Origin of the sequence: Affinundibacterium fentianense (assembly GCF_018139545.1) — a bacterium.
GTDB lineage: Bacteria > Pseudomonadota > Gammaproteobacteria > Burkholderiales > Burkholderiaceae_D > Undibacterium > Undibacterium fentianense.
The window spans coordinates 380,700-397,897 of sequence record NZ_JAGSPJ010000002.1 but is presented as its reverse complement, the minus strand read 5'-3'; the positions used below and the strand labels follow the sequence as shown (position 1 = coordinate 397,897).

Sequence of the window (17,198 nt, the reverse complement as noted above, 5' to 3'; positions counted from 1 at the left end):
AAGAAATGATTTGCAAATATTCAATGATTGATGCTGCCATGGTATTGAAATTCAATCGCACACATAAAAAGCGCGGGCTTAATGGTCAAATTCGAGTTGGTTTAATTGCCGACGTTGTCGTTTGGTTGGGCGATGGGGTAACTGTGCCGCGGGTTCGGATTGGTAACGACGATTTTCTGTGTAGAGTCTGCGCTTTTCAGCGCTCTCGGCTGTTTCCACGTAGAGGGTTTGTGCAATACTCGCCGAACCGCGTACCTCTAAAATACGGACGACATGAACCTGCCATACGAGTTCCGCTTGGTGAATTTCAACAAGATCACCAACGCTAAGCTTTTGCGCCGGTTTGGTTCTTTGATTGTTTAACAAAACTCGGCCGAGCTCAATGGCATGACTTGCCAGACTGCGCGTCTTGAAGAAACGCGCTGCCCAAAGCCACTTATCAATACGGGTTGATTCCATTTCGTAGTTCCTATCCTTATTAGCGATATTGTCCCAGTGTCGCCAAGCGCATCAGCAAGCGATAAAACCAAAATGCAATGCGATGCTTGGAGCGCCTCAGCCATGATTGACGAACAACGCATTGCGGATCAATTTGGATTGCATCTCGTAGACCCATCTGCAGATGCTGATTTAAAGTCCGTGAAAAATCTTGGTCGAGCACAATCAAATTTGCTTCATGATTTAAAAATAGGCTAAGGCCATCGAAATTACTGGAGCCCACTGTTGCCCACTCATCGTCAATTACTGCCACCTTCGCATGTAATTTCGTTTTGTGATATTCATAAATTTTAACGCCACTCGCCAATAGTCGCGGGTAGTAAGATTGTGCGACTGCATCTTGCCAATCGAATTCACCAACGCCGAGGAGGAGTTGGACATCAACGCCACGTTGCGCTGCATTGATCAATGCATTCCGAAATTTACGTCCGGGCGCAAAATAAGGATTTGCTAAAGTTGCAGTTCTCCTCGCTGAGCCTAGCGCTTTGAGATACGCTTTTTGGATGGTATTGCGATTTCTCAGATTATCGCGTATCACTAAGGCTGCCAATGCATCTTGTGGATTGTCTAAGACCGGCTTCGCTCTGAGATTGACCGCTAATTGTAGGCGTTTGAGAAATTCTAGTTTTCCCAGTTTGATCCATTGTGCGTAGATTTCTTTTCGGGCGAAAGGAACCAGAGTTCCAGTAAAACGTACTGCAAAATCCCAACGCGGGAAAGGAAGCGGCTTGTTGGATCCATCGTCTGCTAAACAATCATCGACGATATTGATTCCCCCAATAAAACCGATCTGATGATCGATGACCGCTAGTTTGCGATGGGTACGCGCCAAACCACGTTTAAACCAAGGGTTAAAGATTCGACAGAAAACACCATTCTCTTGAAAGTGCTCTTGCAATAGAGGCGCATGTTGACGGCCTGTTCCAATCCAATCGACGATAAGCTGCACTTTGACACCGCGTCGTGCGGCATTAATCAAAGCGCGTGAGATCCTATTGGCAGTCTCATCGTTCGAATAGATATAAGTTTCGATATAAATTTCGGTTTGTGCTTGATCGATGGCGGTCAATAAATGCGTAAAGTATTCCTCGCCGCTAAACAGCAATTGGAGTTGATTACCATCGCAAAATCCAAGTTTAGCCATGATGAATCTGTAAATGGTTTAATCGAAGATCGACGCAAATCGGGACATGATCAGATAGTTGGGACCACGGTTTTCCGTTTAGAACTTGTGCTTGCTCAACATGGAAGCCGCGCAAATATACTCGGTCTAAACTAAGCCATGGAAGGCCTGCTGGAAATGTTCGAGCATGGGTCGGTCTTGCTTGAAATAAGTGACGTACCATGTGGATCGCACTGCGTTGGGTGGGTATTTCGGTTTGATTGTGATGGGAGATGTCGAAGGCTTCAATCACGCCTAATTCTTTATACAGAGTATGGCTTAGACGTTGACTCCAATCATTAAAATCACCCGCAATAATTAATGGATGTTTGGGATCGACCTGTTCCTGGATTTGTTGAATCAAGGCTTGAATTTGGCGGCGTCTGCTAGCGGCAAAAAGACCAAGATGGATGACGAAACAATGTGCTTCGACTTCGCCCAGTTGCACTTGCACATGGAGGATGCCACGCTGCTCATAGGCGTGGTCGGAAACATCATGATTGCTTGCCTGGAGAATGGGCAAACGACTTAATAGTGCATTCCCGTGATGACCATGCTCATAAATCGCATTCATTCCATAGGCAAACGCATGCGATTCGCCAGCTAAAAATTCATGTTGAGATTGTTCGGGCCAATCTAAATGCTTCTTGGCGTGATAATCATGTTGCCCTTGCACTTCCTGTAGAAAAATCAAATCGGCATTCAGTAGTTTGATTGCTGCTTTTAATTCATGTATGCGTGCTTTCCTGCCAAATGCGCTTACGCCTTTGTGGATATTGTAAGTTGCGATACGTAGCTTCATGCATTTGCCTTCGATATTGCGCAGCTCTTGAATGTCGAACTAAATTAAGCGGGCCGACCGTTGTGCCGTTCTCGAAGTTGTAAAATCGCTTCTGCGTTTGAAGCGGAAAAACATAAATCTGCTGCGGCAGCGAATGACAACCATTGAAAACGCAAGTGTTCCCGTGGAGCTAGTTTAACCGAGATGTCGCGTGGAACACAAAGACCAAAAACATATTCTTTGTTTTGTGTCACTCCTGGCGCATAACGATGGCGCCAGGTGGGATAGATTTCATATACATTCGAAATTTGCCAGTCGCTCAAACGATGTTGGCTGGTATCGATGCCCGTCTCCTCCATGACTTCGCGTTGCGCCGTGATTTCTGGTGCCTCATCTAGACTATCTTTCGAGCCGGTGACGGATTGCCAGAACCCCGGTTTATCGGCTCTCTCCAACAATAAAACTTCAAGTTCTGGGGTGTAGATGACGACTAAAACGGATTCGGGAATTTTGTAGTTGATGCTCATGGCTTGCGATGAATTTTGTCCAATTGGATTTGACAGCAGTATGCCACAATTCAAGAATGCTGCTCGGATCCGGGGAAATGCGTCATGTCTAATGCAATCAAAGGCACGTGTTTTTTATGCGATAACGATCGATCGACAGGGCTTCCATTCTCATCGAAAAATACTGCAAAAAAAAACGGCAGAACTCTGTCTGCCGTTTTCAATTTTTGTACTCAATTCGTTGAAATTGCTTAAACCACTTTTGGTTCGGCAGCACGCAAACGAATATGCAATTCTTTCAATTGCTTTTCATCGACTTCTGACGGTGCTTGTGTCAACAAACATTGTGCACGTTGAGTTTTCGGGAAGGCAATTACGTCACGGATTGATTCGGCACCAGTCATCATGGTGACGATACGATCCAAGCCGAATGCTAAACCACCGTGTGGAGGCGCACCGTATTGCAAGGCGTCGAGCAAGAAGCCAAATTTCAATTGTGCTTCGTCGTCATTGATTTTCAAAGCGCGGAATACTTTGCTTTGTACATCAGCGCGGTGGATACGCACTGATCCACCACCGAGTTCCCAACCATTCAAGACCATGTCGTAAGCTTTGGCGATACATTTGCCTGGATCCGTTTCCATCAAGTCTTCGTGACCATCTTTTGGTGCGGTGAATGGATGATGCGTCGCTGTCCAACGATCATTTTCTTCATCATGTTCGAACATTGGGAAGTCGATGACCCATAATGGCTTCCATACGTCTTCGAATAAACCGTTTGCTTTACCGAATTCGCTATGACCGATTTTGACGCGTAATGCACCAATTGCGTCATTCACGATTTTCGCTTTGTCGGCACCGAAGAAAATCAAATCGCCATCATTCGCACCAGTACGAGCGATGATTTCTGCTAATGCTGCATCATGCAAATTCTTGACGATAGGCGCTTGCAAGCCATCACGGCCAGCGGCTTTGTCGTTGACTTTGATGTACGCCAAACCTTTGGCGCCGTAGATGCGCACAAATTGATCGTAAGCGTCGATTTCAGAACGTGGCATACTGCCGCCGCCTGGCACCAACATGCCGACTACGCGGCCGTTAGTCATGTTGGCAGCATTCGAGAAGACTTTGAAGTCTACGTCTTTCATGACGTCGGTCAAATCGGTGAAGCGCAATTTCACCCGCATGTCCGGTTTGTCGGAACCATATAAGCCCATCGCTTCAGCGAAGTCCATAACAGGGAAGGGATTTGGCAAATCGATATCCAAAGTATTTTTGAATACGCCACGAATCATGCCTTCAAACATATCGCGAATTTCTTGTTCAGACATGAACGATGTTTCGCAATCGATCTGGGTGAATTCTGGTTGACGATCAGCACGCAAATCTTCATCACGGAAGCATTTAGTGATTTGATAGTAACGGTCGAAGTTCGCGACCATCAACAATTGCTTAAACAATTGTGGCGACTGTGGCAAGGCAAAGAAGTTGCCCGCATTCACGCGAGAAGGAACCAAGTAATCACGCGCACCTTCTGGTGTTGATTTGGTTAACATCGGTGTTTCGATATCGATGAAGCCATTGGCATCTAAGAATTTACGGACTTCCATCGCTACCTTATAACGCAGGCGCAAATTGTTTTGCATTTGCGGACGACGCAAATCTAATACGCGATGTGTCAGGCGTGTGGTTTCAGACAGGTTCTCGTCGTCCAATTGGAATGGTGGCGTGACCGACGCATTCAAGATCTCTAATTCATGGCACAAGACTTCTACTTTGCCTGATTTCAGATTTGCATTGATCGTGCCGTCTGGACGATTGCGTACGATGCCTGTTACACGTAAGCAGAATTCATTACGTACTGTTTCTGCATTTTTAAAGACGTCAGCGCGATCAGGATCGCACACAACTTGCACCAAACCTTCACGGTCGCGCAAATCAATAAAAATCACCCCACCGTGATCACGACGGCGATGCACCCAGCCGCACAGGCTGACGGTTTGGCCGAGTAATGCTTCAGTAGTAAGGCCGCAGTAGTTGGTACGCATGGACATAATTTCTTACCTGTCTTTTTAAAAAGTTAATTGCTTTGATGTGAATTCGTTGATGTTTGTTGCTTGTGCTCGAGCTCAGTCGCATTCTCGGCATAGTCGATGGCACTTAAGGAGTTGATGCGCTTTTCTCCGAATTTTCTGCCATTTCAGGTGCGACAACACCCATGGACACTACGTATTTGAGCGCCGTGTCGACACTCATTTCTAATTCAATTGCATCCTTTTTGGGGATAATCAAAAAATATCCAGAAGTTGGATTGGGTGTAGTGGGAACGTAGACACTGATGAAATCGCCGTTCAAATGTTTGGCAACCGCACCGCCTGGCTTTCCAGTCAAGAACGCAATAGTCCACGAACCCTCGCGTGGATATTGAATCAAGAGTGCTTTGCTAAATGCGTTACCAGTTGACGAGAACAAGGTATCTGAAACTTGTTTTACACTGGAATAAATGGAACTCACGATTGGAATGTGCGTGAGGAATTTTTCCCATAAACTGACAATATACTTGCCGACAAAATTCTTAGTCAACAGGCCAGTCACAAAAATAATCAGCACTGTTAAGACCGCGCCAAAACCTGGAATCTTGAATCCGATTAAAGCTTCAGGGCGCCATTGTTGGGGCAATAGCAGTAATGACTGGTCCATGGTGGTGATGATCGCATGTAAGACCCAAAACGTAATCGCTAAGGGCACCAGAATCAGCAAACCAGTAATAAAATATTTACGCATAGACCTTGTATAAACTCTCAATTCACGGGTACAAACAATATGCCTGATTGGAGCTCGTTGCGATGCAGTTCATCGATCCGAGCTCAGTCACAACTTAAGCTGCTTTTGTGTCACTGTTGTTACTTGACGCGGGCGCCGTCATGGATTTCTCCACATTCGGACTCGAACTTGTCTCAGTTGATGCTTGTGCATTTGATGTAGAAGAACCGGCATCGCTCGTGCTAGTGCCAGCACCGCTGTTGCTCGCCGCTGCTCCTCCCCCGCGGAAATCGGTCACATACCAACCTGATCCCTTTAACTGAAAACCCGCTGCCGTGACCTGCTTCTTGAAGCTCGCTTGCTGACATTCGGGGCAAATCGTCAATGGATCTTCCGACATTTTTTGCAGTACATCTTTTGCAAAGCCACATGCTTCGCAACGATAAGCATAGATAGGCATTTATTTCCCCATACAAAAACTTGTAAAACCCTGAATTATAACGGTTTATCAGGTCAATTGACAAAAAATGCAAATTGCCATGTTGGGGCGTCCCTTTGTCGATATTTGACAATTTAAAAATTTGTTTGGCGCTTAAATTGCGGCAGCAATGATCCCGCAAGCATACCGAACAAACTCATGAGAACACCGACAAGTTGTGGTGGCCAGTATCCTTCTGGAGCGTAGGCTTCCAGTAAGATCCAAGAACTGATACCTAAAATAATAGAGAATAGGGCGCCTTGTTGGGTCGCATGTTTCCAATAGAGGCCAAATGCAAGTGGAATGAAAGCTGCAACGAGGGTGACCTTATAAGCATTCTCAACCATCTTATAAATGCTGGCTTCCGTGTTCATCGCAAACAAAGTCACAATTGCTGTAAATATCAGAACGACAACGCGCATCATGAATAAGAATTGCTTGTCCGATTGGTTGGGGAACAAGGGTTTCAGTATGTTTTCAGAAAATGTGACTGAAGGGGCAAGCAAGGTTGCGCTGGCGCAACTTTTAATTGCGGAAAGCAAGGCCCCGAAGAACATCACTTGAGCAAATAAAGGCATTTTCGTCATGATGAGCGTCGGCAGGATCATTTGCGAATCGCTATCAATTAATCTTGCAACCATTGCAGGATCAATCAAAGTCGCCGAATAGGCCAAAAACATAGGAATGAAGGCAAACAGAAAATAGAGACTGCCACCTAAGACGGCAGAATTGGCGGCGGCATTTTCTGATTTAGCGGATGCAACGCGTTGAAAGACGTCCTGTTGTGGAATCGAACCAAGCATCATCGTGATCCAAGCTGCGAAAAACCAGAGAACTTCGCGACTCGTCGGTGCTGGCCAAAATTCCATTTTACCCGCATTGATAGCGTGATCGACGACAGCACCAGTGCCTCCCACCATGTTGGAGACTTCCCAACCCATGTAGAGCATGCCAATCATGATAATAATCATTTGCAAGAAGTCGGTAATTGCGACTGACCACATGCCACCCATGAGGGTGTAAATTAATACGCTTCCGGCACCAATGATCATGCCCGTATTCATATCAATTGCTCCGCCCGAGACAACACTGAAAACCAATCCCAAGGCTTTAATTTGTGCGGCCACCCAGCCAAGATAGGAAATCACGATGCAAAGTGAAACCAGAATTTCGACGGTTCGCCCATATTTCGCCTTGTAGTAATCGCCAATCGTCAACAAATTCATCTTGTAGAGCGGACGGGCGAAAAACAAGCCGACAAAAATAAGGCAAAGGGAGGAACCGAAAGGATCAGCAACGACGCCTTTTAAGCCTTCTTTGACAAAAGTCGAGGAAATTCCTAAGACGGTCTCTGATCCGAACCAAGTTGCAAACACGGTGGCAGTCACGATGTACATGGGGAGTGATCGACCGGCAACCGCGAAGTCTTTGGAATTGTTGACAAAGCGTGCGGCATATAAGCCTAGCCCAACCGAAATAATCCAATAAAGGACGACTAGCCAAAGCAAAGTATTCATGGAAACGATAACAAAGGTAAGGTTGAAATAAAGAATGCCCGCAAAGAAATTGCGGGCATTATAAGGCAATGCGCGACGATAACGACAGTCAGCGCGCGCCTTGATTGGAGGAAAAGTCCTATTTCGTCGCGCGCTAGGGACGTTTATTCACAATATCAATAAAGGGCAAGACAGAATTGGATCAAGTAGAATGATTCCATGATTGCTTATGGATGATGTCAACGCCTCGCTTATTCGGCATCCAGAATTTGTGTCATTTTGGCCTCCAAATCCGACTTGCTGACCGGTTTCTCGATGTTTCCCAAGAAATTTTGACGAGATAATTGTGCAACTAAGGATGCAGAATGCAAAACCCGAGAGCCTTGGCCAGACATAAGGATCACGCCGCCATGAAAGCGCCGTTCTCCCATTGCGCTCATAAATTCAAAACCATCGATGTCCGGCATTTGAATATCACATAGGAGCAAGTCCGGTTTGGCAATGGCACGATCAAATTCAGCTAAGCCTTTTTTTCCACCGTTTGCTGTGGTGATATTTTTTACCCCTAACTCCTGCAATAAGTCAGATACAAAATCGACTTGAAATTCGTCATCATCGACAATTAATACGTTGAGATCTTCATAACGTTTACGCATTGTTTCTATCCTTTCCTTGATTTCGCGAAAAAGCTTTTGTCATTGTTTTTCAAACAAAAGTCACTTCTGGAGTACGGCTAAGACAGCGAATTCATTGTGCCAGAAACATAGGTTAATTGAATATCGAATTTTTTACTATTTTTAATCCGTGAATTATCGATAGATCGCAGTTTAGGCTGATTGAAAGTATGGATGGAATGGCAATTCACTAGTTTGGATCGATCAACTTTGGCTATGAATTCTCTACACCCGCATCGCGTCGACTCCGTTTCTCCCAATTGATCTTCCAGTCGATGAATTGTTCGGCTGGCATAGGTTGCGCAATAAAGTATCCTTGGATTTCATCGCAGCCAGAATCCGCGATTAAATCCCAATCTTGCCGTGTTTCCACGCCTTCGGCGACTAAATTGAGATGGAAAATCTTCCCGAGTTGAATACTTGAATTCAGAATAGCCTTGGACGCCTCATCATGAATTGCACTATTGACAAAAGCGCGATCAATTTTGAGTTCCGTAAAAGGAAGTTGCTTTAAGTTCTCCATTGTTGAAAACCCAGTACCAAAATCGTCAATGGATAAGCCAAAACCTTTAAGGCGCAGCCGAGTCAGAATCTCCAAGCTCATCGTGAGATTTTCCATCAATCGTGTTTCCGTCAATTCCAAGATAAATTGCGAAGGGCGGATGCCAACTGCTTGCAAAATAGTCTCGAATTGCTCTGGTAGGTCGATTTGACTGAGATTGTCCATCGAAACATTGACTGCTAAACGCAATTGATGTCCTTGGTTATACCATTTACGCAATTGCATCGCGCTCTTTTCTAAAATGATCTTACTTAACGCATCGATCATGCCATGGGTTTCCATCACGGAGACGAATGCATTCGGACCGAGCAAACCACGTGTAGGGTGGCGCCAGCGGGCCAAGCATTCGGCACCAACGACGCGCCCGTTCTTGATATTGACTTTGGGCTGAAAAAAAACTTCGAGTCTATTCTCGCTTAAGCCTGTTTGTAATTCTGCAAAACTGAGGACGGCAACTTTTGTCTTATCATCTCGTTGTGTTGCTTGCGTATTTTGCAATGCTAAAGCGCCCAACATATCTTTTGAAGATACAGGTTTATTAAGACTTGTTAGCAAATGCAATCCATATGCTTTTACGAGGCTTTCCGCTGCCTTCATCACGCTGCGGTCTGCACCACTTAGAAGAATCACGCCACCTTTATAAGAATTTTCGGCCGCCAGGCGCAAGAAACTGATGCCATCCATTCCAGGCAGATTCAGGTCGCAGACGAGGATATCTGGCTCATGGTTACGTAGCATACTTAATGCGTGTGCGCCTTCAGAACATTGCGTGATTTTCGCGACACCAAGTTGCTGTAATGTTGTTGCTGCCAACTCCAAATCAACAGGATTGTCTTCTAACAGAAGTACATGGAGATTTGGTTTTAACTTGTGACCAGAAATTGCGTGCGAGTTTTGCGTTGTGCTAGTGTTTGTTGACGCGGAGTCTGAAGGGTTGGCAAGGTAGGCCTCGACCTCTTTTTCTATTTGTACGAAACTCGCTTCTAACTCGGCAATAATCACCCGCGCCGCGTCGATGGTGCTGGTGTCACGAATACATTCCAATTGATGGCATAGCTCACCAAAGTGCAGTGCTCCGACGGTTCTTGCACTTGATTTCAATCGATGTCCTAAGGCAGCCAGAGCTTGTAAATCTTGTTGAGCCTGCGTCGCTTGAATTTCAATCAAGCCTGCTCGTGCTGAGTCCACAAATTTCTTCGCGAACTTGCCAATTTTCTCGGGTGAATTGCCAACGAGTTTTGCCAAGACACTTAGTTGTATGGCCGAAGTCGCAACGTACGGTGTCGATGGGACATGATTTGTCGTGGTAACTGGCTCTATCTTGATTTCTTCAGATGGAAGATCGCCTATCCAACGAAGAATCGTCGCATACAGAAGGTCTGGTGCAAATGGCTTGGCGATAAAATCATTCATGCCAGCTGATAAACAATGGATCCGATCTTCATTCATCGCGTTGGCAGTAATGGCAATGATCGGTAAATCAGCAAACTCGGGCAAAGAACGAATGCGACGGCTTGCCTCTAAACCGTCCATCACCGGCATTTGTATGTCCATCAAGACACAATGAATTGTTGTTTCGGTCTGGGTTAATATTGCCAAGGCTTGTTGGCCATCGTTGGCGACTAACACTCGGCACGCCGCAGCCTCCAGTAGTTCGCTACCGACTTGCTGATTGAATTCATTGTCATCGACTAACAACACGCACACATTGGAGCGTCTTGCGATTGCTGTTAATCGATCGAGTACACTTATCGTTTGCTGTGACTCACGAACTTCAAGTTGTGTACCTTTCGTTTGTTCCAGCATTGCGGTGAACCAGAAAGTGCTGCCGCTACCTACTTGGCTTTCAACGCCAACATGTCCACCCATCAACGATGCTAATTGCTTACTAATAGCCAAACCTAATCCAGTACCTCCATATTTACGCGTGGTGGAGGTATCAGCTTGCTCAAAAGAGCGGAATAGCTTGCTGAGTTGTTCCTCATTCATGCCGATGCCAGGATCTTCCACTTCAAAGCGGATTAACCATCCGCTGGGCGTGTCATTCGCTTTACGTACTCTGATCTTAATTTCACCAACTTCCGTGAATTTGATTGCGTTATTTGTGTAATTGATCAGAATTTGATTCAAGCGATGTGGGTCGCCATGCATTTGCTTTGGCACATCTGCGTCGATGTGTATGCTTAGGCTTAGTTGTTTCGCCGCGACTTTGGTGTTCATCATTGCAGAAAGCTTAGTCATCAAGTCATCGAGGCTAAAGTCAATGCCTTCAATGGACATTTTACCCGCTTCGATTTTTGAAAAATCGAGAATGTCATCGACGATATGGAGCAAGTGTTGACCAGACAAATGAATTTTTTGTAGATAGTCCCGTAATTTGGGATCTGTTGCGCTATTTAACGCAAGGTAAGTCATTCCTAATACGCCGTTCATCGGCGTCCGAATTTCATGACTCATGTTGGCAATGAAATTACTCTTTGCGCGGTTTGCAGCTTCGGCAAGTTGCCGAGCAATAGCCAGTTCTTTTGTGCGGCTATCGACTAATTCTTCTAAATGGTGGCGATGCTTTTCCAATTCCTCAGCGAGCTTCTTTTTTTCATTAATGTCTTCTTGCGTCGAAACAAAATGCGTGATGGTGCCATCGGCTTGACGTAATGGGGAAATGGTCGCGTATTCGTTTGAGATACTACCGTCCTTGCGTCGATTAATGAGTTCGCCTTTCCATGTATTCCCAGCGCGAATTGCTTTCCATAGTGCAGCAAAGGTTTCCCTGGGTGTTTGGCCGGAATTCAATAGGTTAGGGTAGCGACCGATTGCCTCTTCACGGCTGTACCCCGATTTAGTGACAAAGGTATGATTCACATACTCGATTTTGCCTATGACGTCTGTGATAATAATTGCTTCCGTACTTTGCTCCACAGCTTGAGACAGTTGATTCAGTTGTGCCTCGGCGACTAGCCGTTGTGTAATGTCTTGAATTTGTGTGACGAAATTGACTGGCATATGATTCGCATCGCGCACTAATGATACATTCACTTGTAACCAAACCAATGTGCCGTCTTTGTGGTAGTACCGTTTGTGAATTTCGAAACGTTCGATTTCTCCCTGAACCAGTTGATGTATCAACTGCTTATCTAAATTGACGTCATCTGGGTGGGTGAATTTTTTCGAGGGTTGATTTAACAATTCTTGTTCGGTGTAACCAAACATATCGCAAAGCACGCGATTGACGCGTAGAAACTTCCCGTCAATATCGATTAAAGCCATACCGATTGGCGAGCTACCAAAGGCTTGTTCCATCAGTGCATGGTTGAGACGTCGCTCGTCTTCTGCTTGCCGACGTTCAGTGACGTCTTGCACAGTGCCAGTCAAACGCGTAATGCGGCCGCTTGCATCTTTTTGCTTGCGCCCCGTTTTTGCCCAAATCGTCCGTATGCTGCGATCTGGCAAGAAAATTCGGTACTCGAATGGTTCGTATTCTTCTTTGTCTTCAAAGGCTTCTTTACAGGTGCCAATCACGACTGCTTGATCTTCTGGATACACAGTATGCTTGATCATTTCGAACAAATCACCGTCAAATTCGGTGGGATCGCGTTGCCAGATACGCTTCATTTCGTCTGACCAAACGATCTTGTTATTGCTCGATTCCCAAATCCAATGTCCAACGTGAGTTGACCTTTCTGCTTCAAGTAAGTCAAATTCACTTTGGCGCAATGCCTCTAACGTGTTTTTTCTTTCTGTAATATCGCGTGTGACGCCGATAAAGTGGGTAAGTTGACCAAGCTCATCAAACGCGGGTGTGATTGTTAATTCGTTCCAAAATAGGCTCTGGTCTTTCCTGTAGTTGATAACTTCACCGAAGAATGGGATGTGTCTTTCTAAACTATCGACGATTTGTTCGACGGTTTCCTGCTTGGTTAACGGTCCATAGAGTAGTGCAAAAGTTTGCCCGAAAATATCTTGGATGCTGTAGCCAGTTTGCTGGGTGAATGCATCATTGACGCTAACGATTTTCTGGTCGGGCGTCGCCACAATGACACCTTGCGAAATCGCTTTGAGCGCTAAGTCGCTAATTTGTAATTTGGTTTCAGCTTGATGTTTATAGAGCGCCATTTGGATAACAGCGCGCAATTCTTGATCTGAAAATGGCTTCGTAACGTAGGTGAAATGACGATAGCGATCTGATTGCTTTCCGATTTCCTCGTTTTGTTGACCAGTAAGAAAAATCACAGGCAAGGAGAACTGCGCACGAATTGCCTCTGCTGTCGCTATACCGTCTAGTTCTCCTATGAGTTGGGTATCAATCAGGATCAAATCCGGACGAAGTTCCGAAACCAATCTGATAGCTTGTTCACCATTATTGGTTTGACCGACTGTTTGACAACCAAAGAGTTCAAGTTTTAGTTGCACAAAAATTGCAACCAGCTCGTCGCTCTCGACAATTAAGATTCTAGGTTTATTCAGCGAAGACCACATAGAAAACTCCGTTTAGCTTGCGTCAGTTAGTCTGGTCATCGGGAATGGTTTCTATCCTATCGGTATTCAAATCAAAAGAAAGTAATTTCGGAATCCTTGCTCACACTAGCATCACCACGGCTGCCATGATTGCGATGCTCGTCATTCATGGTGTATGTGCTTTGGAGGTGTTCTAGCCATGCGTCGGTGGAAGGCATGCCAACTTGTTTCAAATCATTTGCCAGCTCACACATTTTGGTCATGTCATTGCGCACGACTTGTAAAATTTGGCTGATACGGTCCTGAAACTGTAATGCAACCAATAGATCTTCAATATCACTTCGAATGACGTTTCCATGATGGCGCATTTGTTCTGCGGCGTCCCCCATGGTTTCAACATGATTGAGAACGTCTGTCACTACCGCTCCAGATACCTCGAGTATTTTCTTATCTTGGATGGCGGAACGATCCGCAGCATTGAGCGCAACTTTCATTACTGCTGAAATATGCCCGACTCGTTCAGCCATGCGTTTACCAGTTTCAGCTGAGAGCTGAGATAGTTTGCGTACTTCATCCGCAACGACCGCAAAGCCTCGTCCTTGAATACCAACACGTGCAGCTTCAATTGCAGCGTTGATTGCGAGTAAGTTGGTTTGCGCAGCGATCTGTCCAACCTCATGCGCCATATTGTTCATGTCGCTAGTTGATTTAGACAAATCACGAATACACGTTAGCAACTCGTCCTTACTGTCGATCATTTGTGAGAGCGAATTGATAACCGGTGCCAGTTCTTTTTTGCATAGCTGTAGTAGGGTGATCGTCGCGTCCGTATTCCGCGACGTATCTCGGTCAACATTACTGACACCACCAAATCCCGCTTTATCAAATTCGTCGACCATGGACGAGAAACTGACAATAAGTTGATGCACCGAAGATTCAGATTGATTCTTAACTGAGTCTATATGGGCTTCCCAGAGCGGCAAAACGCGACTTAAAAGGTCGCGTAGCTGTTCGACGGTTTGTGCATCGTGACTCAAATAGTCAGCCTCTTCTTCGACACCCTGTTGCATGGCAAAGCAGCGCAGAAGACTGGTCACCAATAAGACGACGAAGAGGGTGATGACCGTCAATAAAATATAGTTCAATAGATTGGGATGGCGAATGACGAGTGTCAAAGCAGCAATTTCTAGGATTGCCCCAGATAAGTAAGCAAAAACGGGTTTCCGAAAAAAATCTCTTTCCATCATTACCTACCTTTAGATTGAACCGAAACTTGGCACCCATTGCCACGTTGAAGCGGGATCTCTATTTCAGCGTTTCTTAGTATCTGTGCAAATGATTTTAAACAATAATTTGCGACTCTTGCATTAAAAAACCTTCATTGTGGAAATATTCACGCATATCAAAAGATTAAATTTAATAAATTAACAAATAGTGCCGGTACTCAAACGAATATCCTTTTCCTGTTCCAAACAGGTTTGCAAGATCTGCCATAGCGCATTTTCAAGCGTATCTAGGGACATACTTGCAGTGCCTGGATGTAAACACGCCTGTTCTGGTAGATAGGGAATATGTATAAAACCAGCGCGTTTGAGTGTGGGGTGAGTGTTGGCATAATGCATCAATCCATAGAAAACGTGATTGCACACATAGGTTCCAGCACTTTGCGACACATTTGCTGGAATGCCTTGGTCGCGTAGATGCTTAACGATTGCTTTGATCGGAAGGGTGCTGAAATACGCAGCGGGACCATTCAAAGCGATGGTTTGATCGATCGGTTGTTGTCCCGCATTGTCGGGAATCCGCGCATCATCGACGTTGATTGCGACACGTTCAATACTAATCTCGGGACGTCCGCCCGCTTGCCCAATACAAATAACCAAAGATGGTTGATGTTGTTGAAGTAGCTGCACTAAATTGGCATTTGCTGTTCCAAATTCACAGGGAAGTTGCGCAATCTGAATGGGATATTCTTCATCGATGACGCGATGCTGAAAACGACGTACAACTTCCCAGGAAGGATTCATGGTTTCATGGTCGAATGGAGCAAAGCCGGTCAATAGAATAGGTGTCATGGTGTGTTCGTGCGAAGTAAGCTAAACAAGAAAGTACATTAATACAATATTGCACGCTAGCACCGCAAGCGCTGTGGGGATTTGATATTGAATAACCTTGTACTTATCCTTTAATTCAAGCAGTGCGGCGGGAATGATGTTGAAATTTGCCGCCATCGGCGTCATCAAAGTGCCGCAGTAACCCGACAACATGCCGATCGCAACTAACGGAGCTGGGCTTGCATGATGTTGTTGAATTAAGAAAGGTAGAGCGATACCTGCGGCCATCACAGGAAAAGCTGCGAACGCGTTTCCCATTATCATGGTGAAACAGGCCATCCCAAGACAATAGGTAATAATCAAAGCCAGTTTACTAGTCGGATCTATCCACATGGTCACTAGCGTTTGAATCGATTGTCCTGTCTTTGCCGCGACGAAGACGCCGCCTAACATCGCTAACATGAGGGGTAAAATTAAAGCCCAACCCATGGAATCGACTAATCGTCGGGATTCTTTGATCCCACTTACCAGGCTACCGCGAGTGATTGAGGCCGCCAGCACGATGCTCAAGAGGCAGGCGATGGTTAAACATGCGAGAGTCAGATTTTTGGGATCGAGTAGAAACATGTCACCGACCTTCAAGTCTTTTCCAATCAAACTTAATGTCACAGTGAAGACAGGAATCGCAACGGCGGGCAGAAATAATTTATTTTTTAATTTCACCGCATATCCGTTTTTATCCCAATTTGGGGTTTGGAGGTGAGTTCCACTGCCCAATAGGTTAGCACCGGCAAGGCCCGCGAGGGCAAGAACGATCATCCCCAAGCTACGATATGCAAAGGCTTTGCCCCATACTGCCACCATCCAGTCTCCGAAAAGAAAACCAATACCAAAAAGAAACCAGAATAAACCGGTTGTCCAGCGTTTTGGATTGCTTTGATCGCGCACACTCATCCATGCGATCGACATCAAAACAAGTCCGATGAGGTAAAAGACGATTTGAATACTGAAAATGCTGTTCACCGTATTCATGCTGCATCCTTTGTGTTCTTTTGTTGTAATACTTGGATCTCTCGTGCGATCTCTGCATCTAGCCAAGAGAGTCGAAGAAGATGAATCAGCAACGCACAAATAGCAGTAGGGATGGCCCATAAACCGATGGTCAAAGGTTCGACGTCAGTAATGCCGTTTTCTTTCAGGAATCCAGTCATCAATAGTACAGCTCCAAAAGCGATGAAGATATCTTCACCAAAGAACAACGCCACATTGTCACAAGCAGCGGAATGCGCTGCGATTTTCTCGCGCATCGCCTCAGGCAATTCGCCAAAGTTGGCAATCGCAGCCCCTTCTGCCATCGGGAACAAAAGAGGGCGAACAGTTTGCGCTTGCCCACCTAAACTGATTAAACCTAAGGAGCACGTGAACTGACGCAAGATAAAATAGAGCATCAAGATACGCCCGGTTGTCGCGCTGCGAATATTCGCGACCCATGTTTGCGCATGCTCTTTCAGTCCATATTTTTCCAGTAAGGCTATCACTGGCAAGATCAACATGATACTGGCGAGCTGTCGACTGTTCATAAATTTCTCACCGAAAGTTTCTAGCAAAATGAGGGGGGCCATGCCTACTGCGAGTCCAGTGGCCAGCCCAGCTGCGACCACGACCATGAGCGGATTAAAACGTAGAGCAAACCCCAATACGATGATGGGTATGCCAACGAGAGGTAACCAAAGACTATATTCCATCGACCTTATCTCCTAACCGCAATG

The 17,198-nt window shown here is 45.6% G+C and carries 14 protein-coding genes; all 14 read right to left on the bottom strand.

Translation table 11 applies throughout. The features are described 5' to 3' along the window. Positions 1 to 78 precede the first annotated feature (78 nt). Positions 79 to 459: an RNA-binding S4 domain-containing protein gene (locus tag KDM90_RS06505; RefSeq protein ID WP_212674779.1), complete on the bottom strand. Its 381-nt coding sequence runs from the start codon at positions 457 to 459 to the stop codon at positions 79 to 81. A gap of 19 nt (positions 460 to 478) precedes the next feature. Further along, a complete protein-coding gene (clsB, locus tag KDM90_RS06500) occupies positions 479 to 1,642 on the bottom strand; it encodes a cardiolipin synthase ClsB (RefSeq protein WP_212674778.1) in 1,164 nt (387 codons plus the stop codon). Continuing rightward, entirely contained in the window at positions 1,635 to 2,462 is an 828-nt protein-coding gene (locus KDM90_RS06495) for an endonuclease/exonuclease/phosphatase family protein (protein ID WP_212674777.1), read from the bottom strand. Before KDM90_RS06495 ends, clsB begins: the two co-directional genes overlap by 8 nt. A 44-nt stretch (positions 2,463 to 2,506) precedes the next feature. Next, positions 2,507 to 2,968 (bottom strand): dihydroneopterin triphosphate diphosphatase, encoded by a 462-nt coding sequence (gene nudB / locus KDM90_RS06490; protein ID WP_212674776.1) that lies wholly within the window; start codon positions 2,966 to 2,968, stop codon positions 2,507 to 2,509. A 230-nt stretch (positions 2,969 to 3,198) separates the two neighbouring features. Next, entirely contained in the window at positions 3,199 to 5,001 is a 1,803-nt protein-coding gene (aspS, locus tag KDM90_RS06485) for an aspartate--tRNA ligase (RefSeq protein WP_212674775.1), read from the bottom strand. A 106-nt stretch (positions 5,002 to 5,107) separates the two neighbouring features. Further along, entirely contained in the window at positions 5,108 to 5,731 is a 624-nt protein-coding gene (locus KDM90_RS06480; protein WP_212674774.1) for a DUF502 domain-containing protein, read from the bottom strand. A gap of 94 nt (positions 5,732 to 5,825) precedes the next feature. Then, a complete protein-coding gene (locus KDM90_RS06475) occupies positions 5,826 to 6,170 on the bottom strand; it encodes an FmdB family zinc ribbon protein (protein WP_212674773.1) in 345 nt (114 codons plus the stop codon). A 113-nt stretch (positions 6,171 to 6,283) separates the two neighbouring features. Beyond that, positions 6,284 to 7,705, bottom strand: coding sequence for a high affinity choline transporter 1 (locus KDM90_RS06470; protein WP_212674772.1), 1,422 nt, complete (start codon positions 7,703 to 7,705; stop codon positions 6,284 to 6,286). 230 nt (positions 7,706 to 7,935) lie between these two features. Further along, entirely contained in the window at positions 7,936 to 8,340 is a 405-nt protein-coding gene (locus tag KDM90_RS06465) for a response regulator (RefSeq protein WP_212674771.1), read from the bottom strand. Positions 8,341 to 8,572: 232 nt separating this feature from the next. Continuing rightward, complete coding sequence (locus KDM90_RS06460; protein WP_212674770.1) at positions 8,573 to 13,396, bottom strand: PAS domain S-box protein; 4,824 nt, start codon at positions 13,394 to 13,396, stop codon at positions 8,573 to 8,575. Positions 13,397 to 13,467: 71 nt separating this feature from the next. Then, complete coding sequence (locus KDM90_RS18525; protein WP_438947427.1) at positions 13,468 to 14,133, bottom strand: methyl-accepting chemotaxis protein; 666 nt, start codon at positions 14,131 to 14,133, stop codon at positions 13,468 to 13,470. Positions 14,134 to 14,799: 666 nt separating this feature from the next. Continuing rightward, a complete protein-coding gene (gene pcp, locus KDM90_RS06450) occupies positions 14,800 to 15,450 on the bottom strand; it encodes a pyroglutamyl-peptidase I (RefSeq protein WP_212674768.1) in 651 nt (216 codons plus the stop codon). A 21-nt stretch (positions 15,451 to 15,471) separates the two neighbouring features. Further along, positions 15,472 to 16,461: a DUF979 domain-containing protein gene (locus KDM90_RS06445; protein WP_212674767.1), complete on the bottom strand. Its 990-nt coding sequence runs from the start codon at positions 16,459 to 16,461 to the stop codon at positions 15,472 to 15,474. Further along, positions 16,458 to 17,174 (bottom strand): DUF969 domain-containing protein, encoded by a 717-nt coding sequence (locus tag KDM90_RS06440; protein WP_212674766.1) that lies wholly within the window; start codon positions 17,172 to 17,174, stop codon positions 16,458 to 16,460. Before KDM90_RS06440 ends, KDM90_RS06445 begins: the two co-directional genes overlap by 4 nt. Positions 17,175 to 17,198: the final 24 nt, after the last annotated feature.

Bases quoted from the DNA above. Each gene is read 5' to 3' on its own strand.
- KDM90_RS06445 (WP_212674767.1), bottom strand. From the start codon at position 16,461: ATGAATACGGTGAACAGCATTTTCAGTATTCAAATCGTCTTTTACCTC.
- clsB (WP_212674778.1), bottom strand. From the start codon at position 1,642: ATGGCTAAACTTGGATTTTGCGATGGTAATCAACTCCAATTGCTGTTT.
- aspS (WP_212674775.1), bottom strand. From the start codon at position 5,001: ATGTCCATGCGTACCAACTACTGCGGCCTTACTACTGAAGCATTACTC.
- KDM90_RS06505 (WP_212674779.1), bottom strand. From the start codon at position 459: ATGGAATCAACCCGTATTGATAAGTGGCTTTGGGCAGCGCGTTTCTTC.
- KDM90_RS06495 (WP_212674777.1), bottom strand. From the start codon at position 2,462: ATGAAGCTACGTATCGCAACTTACAATATCCACAAAGGCGTAAGCGCA.
- KDM90_RS06475 (WP_212674773.1), bottom strand. From the start codon at position 6,170: ATGCCTATCTATGCTTATCGTTGCGAAGCATGTGGCTTTGCAAAAGAT.
- KDM90_RS06460 (WP_212674770.1), bottom strand. From the start codon at position 13,396: ATGTGGTCTTCGCTGAATAAACCTAGAATCTTAATTGTCGAGAGCGAC.
- KDM90_RS06470 (WP_212674772.1), bottom strand. From the start codon at position 7,705: ATGAATACTTTGCTTTGGCTAGTCGTCCTTTATTGGATTATTTCGGTT.
- KDM90_RS06480 (WP_212674774.1), bottom strand. From the start codon at position 5,731: ATGCGTAAATATTTTATTACTGGTTTGCTGATTCTGGTGCCCTTAGCG.
- pcp (WP_212674768.1), bottom strand. From the start codon at position 15,450: ATGACACCTATTCTATTGACCGGCTTTGCTCCATTCGACCATGAAACC.
- nudB (WP_212674776.1), bottom strand. From the start codon at position 2,968: ATGAGCATCAACTACAAAATTCCCGAATCCGTTTTAGTCGTCATCTAC.
- KDM90_RS06440 (WP_212674766.1), bottom strand. From the start codon at position 17,174: ATGGAATATAGTCTTTGGTTACCTCTCGTTGGCATACCCATCATCGTA.
- KDM90_RS06465 (WP_212674771.1), bottom strand. From the start codon at position 8,340: ATGCGTAAACGTTATGAAGATCTCAACGTATTAATTGTCGATGATGAC.
- KDM90_RS18525 (WP_438947427.1), bottom strand. From the start codon at position 14,133: ATGATCGACAGTAAGGACGAGTTGCTAACGTGTATTCGTGATTTGTCT.